Annotated in this window: 3 protein-coding genes and 1 pseudogene; 3 read left to right on the top strand and 1 reads right to left on the bottom strand. The window is 39.2% G+C overall.

From position 1 onward, the window contains the following. Both WBM70_RS01510 and WBM70_RS01505 read left to right on the top strand, forming a co-directional pair. Window positions 1–794 (top strand): HlyD family secretion protein (locus WBM70_RS01510; RefSeq protein WP_424556753.1); only part of this gene is annotated, 794 nt, incomplete at its 5' end. Window positions 795–847: 53 nt separating this feature from the next. Next, complete coding sequence (locus WBM70_RS01505; RefSeq protein WP_424556752.1) at window positions 848–2,431, top strand: SulP family inorganic anion transporter; 1,584 nt, start codon at window positions 848–850, stop codon at window positions 2,429–2,431. Between the two features lie 20 nt (window positions 2,432–2,451). Here WBM70_RS01505 and WBM70_RS01500 read toward each other — a convergent pair whose 3' ends face one another. After that, on the bottom strand, window positions 2,452–3,174 hold the full coding sequence (locus WBM70_RS01500) for an SIR2 family NAD-dependent protein deacylase (RefSeq protein ID WP_424556751.1): 723 nt from the start codon (window positions 3,172–3,174) through the stop codon (window positions 2,452–2,454). Window positions 3,175–3,372: 198 nt separating this feature from the next. Between WBM70_RS01500 and WBM70_RS01495 the strand changes: the two are divergent. After that, window positions 3,373–3,756, top strand: a pseudogene (locus WBM70_RS01495) (rhodanese-like domain-containing protein); the annotation flags it as partial.

Here is a 3,756-nt window from a genome sequence, read left to right as displayed (position 1 = left end):
ACCCATGGACACGTGACGGACAGGTACGCACACAAGTGATCCAGGTCACACCACGCGTGAACGGTATGGTGACCAAGATCCATGTAGTAGACAATCAAAAAGTAAAAACAGGTGACCTCCTTTTTGAGATAGATCCTTCACAGTATCAAGTGAAACTTAATCAGGCTGAGGCTAGACTTCAGCGTACACTTGAAGCAGCAAAAGGCACAAAGATAGAGTATGATCGTGTTAAAAACATATATGCCAAAGATAAAGGTGCAGTATCGCAGAAAGATCTTGTTCGTAATGAAACCAACTATTTTAAATCATTGGCAGATATTGACTCATCTACAGAAGCAGTCAATAGTGCAAAGCTCAATCTCTCATATACTAAAGTATTTGCAGAAGTGGATGGGTATGTTTCAAACATAAACTTCCAGATAGGTTCACAGGCATCAGCGAACAAAGCCATTTTGGCACTAGTCGATGAAAATTCTTACTGGGTATTTGGTTTCTTTAGAGAAGACGCCATTCCTGATGTTAAAGTAGGAGATGAAGCAAGAGTGACACTCCTGGCGTATTCTGATACACCTCTCAGCGGTAAAGTTGAGTCCATAGCATGGGGTATCGCGCACTCTGACGGTAATCCCGGGAACAATCTTCTTCCTAGTGTTAAGCCTGTATTTCAATGGATTCGTCTTGCACAAAGAATACCTGTACGTATTAAACTAGACAAATTACCAGAAAATGTGAAGTTAAGATTTGGCTTGACCGCTTCTGTGATGATTCTAAATCGTGTATCAGAGAAGAAGTAGCCTGTAAAACTATTATGGTAAAATTCCGACTATAAACAAAGTAAGGAATTGATGTGTTTAACATTCAAAACTATTCGACCCAAAATATAAAAAATGATATTCTATCGGGAGCACTGGTTGCAGTTGCTCTTGTACCTGAAGCGATAGCATTTTCATTTATTGCAGGTGTTTCTCCAGTGGTTGGGCTCTATGGTGCATTTATCATTGGACTTATCACTGCCCTACTTGGCGGTAAGCCTGGAATGATCTCTGGGGCTACAGGGTCAGTAGCTGTGGTCTTTGTAGGTCTTGGCCTTTCTGTGAAAAACATGTATCCGGAGTTAGGTGTTGAAGAACTCTCGATGATGGTACTTCATTACATTCTTCTTACTTCCATCATAGCAGGAGTAATCCAGATTGCTATTGGTGCGTTAAAGATGGGTAAGTTCATCCGTCTTGTGCCTCAACCTGCCCTTTTTGGTTTTGTGAATGGTTTGGCTATCGTCATTGCCCTAGCCCAGTTACCTTTTTTGGCACCTACCGATATAGCGCAGTATGGTGGTAACTGGTTAGATATTATGAAAGCTTCATTTTCTGAAAACTATATTATGTATATTATTGTTATTGTTACTATGGCAACCATGCAGTTTTTACCAAAAGTCTCAAAGGCTGTACCTGCTGGACTTGTAGCAATCGTTGTTGTGACTCTGGTTGTCTACTTTGGTGATATTGCAACAAAAACAGTAGGAGATCTGGCAGATCTTTCAAATGTTTCTATGCCTAGCTTTACCCCACCGCTTACTGAACTATTCACTTGGTCATCAATGGCAATCATTTTACCTGTAGCACTCATTGTGGCACTTGTAGGTCTGATTGAATCACTTCTAACTCTCTCAGTACTGGATGAGATGGGTGGAGAGCGTGGTTCGGGTAATAAAGAGTGTATTGCTCTAGGTGTAGGAAACAGTACTTCAGGACTCTTTGGTGGTATGGCAGGTTGTGCGATGATAGGTCAGTCGGTCATCAACTTTACTTCTGGTGGTCTGGGGCGTCTTTCATCTTTTACAGCTGCTGTTTTACTTATTATCCTTGTAGTAAGTTTTTCAGATGTAATTGCAGCTATTCCAGTAGCTGTACTTGTGGGTATTATGTTCATGGTAAGTATTGGTACTTTTGAGTTCTCTTCCCTAAGCCGTATTAAGTATATGCCTCGCTCAGATGCATTTGTGCTTATTACTGTAACAATTATTACTATCTTTGAAGACTTGGCAGTAGCAGTAATAGCCGGGATTATTATCTCTGCACTTGTATTTGCTTGGGAACATGCAAAGATATTTGCACGTACAAGAGAAGAGGATGGTAAAAAGATCTATGAACTGGATGGCCCTCTTTTCTTTGGTTCTGTTACTTCATTTAACGAGCAGTTTGATGTTGAAAGTGATCCTGATGAAGTTGTAATAGATTTTAAAGATGCAAGAGTCATGGACTCTTCTGGTTCTGAAGCTATTGATGCTCTTACAGACAAGTATAAAAAAGCAGGGAAAAAACTTACACTTAGACACCTCTCTGAGGATTGTAAGAAAACATTACGCTCTGCAGGTCCATTCTGTACTTATGAAGAGGATGATCCTACCTATAAAGTTGCTACAAACGTATAAATTTTTTCTACTGGTTATTATCAATTATCCATATGGTCTTTGATAATTGCCATCATCTCATCCATTGCATCCCCCGATTTTTTCTGAATGAAATGTTCAAAGTATTCATCTATATAAGAATGAGGGTCAAATTTACTTACAGTCTGTTGACGTTTGGGATCAATAAGAACGGAGTGTTTAAACTCTTTCGCAATAGAAGCAATGTCGATCACTGCACCGCTGGTACCGATAGCAATAAAAAGTGTGCAATGACGTATAGCCTCTTGTAGGTGACTGTACTCTGGTGCCGCTTCACCAAACATGACCACATTGTGACGTACCCTTTTATTGCCACAATGCGGACACTGTTCATTTCCCTCTTGAGGAGTATACCCTACAGGAAACGTTTCTGTACACGCTTCACAACGAAGATCGGTTAGCGTACCATGAAGATGTATCAGATCTTTAGCACCTGCTTTCTCCATAAGGTTATCAATATTTTGTGTCAAATGGATGAACCTTCCACGATAATCGTGTTCAAGTTGGGCCAACACTTTATGTGCACGATTTGGCTCTTTAGATTCAAGTTCACGTCTTCGGTCATTGTAAAAACTGGTTACTAATTGGCAATCTTCGATCCAGCCTTTCGTAGAGCAGACTTTCATCACATCGTGGTTCTCCCAAAGACCGTCATGGTCTCTAAAGGTACGAATGCCACTCTCCGCAGAAAGTCCGGCACCACTTAGTATCATAATTCTTTTCATTATTACACCTGTATCAAATGCACCAAATCACTGTTGGATCGTTTAGCTACTAAAGTAATTGATGTAAATTGTTATATGTTGATACTTACATTTTAGCAGAACTGACATTTAAATAACTAGATTTTTCTAGCATATCATCTCACCAGTTAGACATTTTTCTATCCCCTTTATGCTACTATATACTATAAAAGGAAAAGAATGTTTTATAAATACCTTACTATGGCGTTAGTTCTTACATCCTATCTCTTTTCTCAAAAGACAGGATTTGAGTATGAAGGTATACTTATAAAAACTATTGATAGAAAAGGTCATGGTGTAGATAGAGTTGTAAAACGGGATATTCCAAAAGAGTGTGAAAAAATGACTATCAATAATACCATGTTGTGGACAGGAAACTATGCGCATGCTAAAGTACCTGAATCATGTAAGTCTACATACGTACATACAGTAGGTGGTCATATTTTACCTATGTACATAGATGAAGAGATCACTACCTATGGAGAGCTCGAAGTCTTGGCTTTTATGAAACAGATGCAAACAGATGATTCTATGATGCTCATAGATGCATGTAAAGAAGAATTC

Origin of the sequence: Sulfurovum sp. (assembly GCF_049668085.1) — a bacterium.
Taxonomy (GTDB): domain Bacteria; phylum Campylobacterota; class Campylobacteria; order Campylobacterales; family Sulfurovaceae; genus Sulfurovum.
The sequence above is the reverse complement of the archived record's forward strand: the minus strand, read 5'-3'. Positions and strand labels throughout refer to the sequence as shown.

Bases quoted from the DNA above. Each gene is read 5' to 3' on its own strand.
- WBM70_RS01500 (WP_424556751.1), bottom strand. From the start codon at position 3,174: ATGAAAAGAATTATGATACTAAGTGGTGCCGGACTTTCTGCGGAGAGT.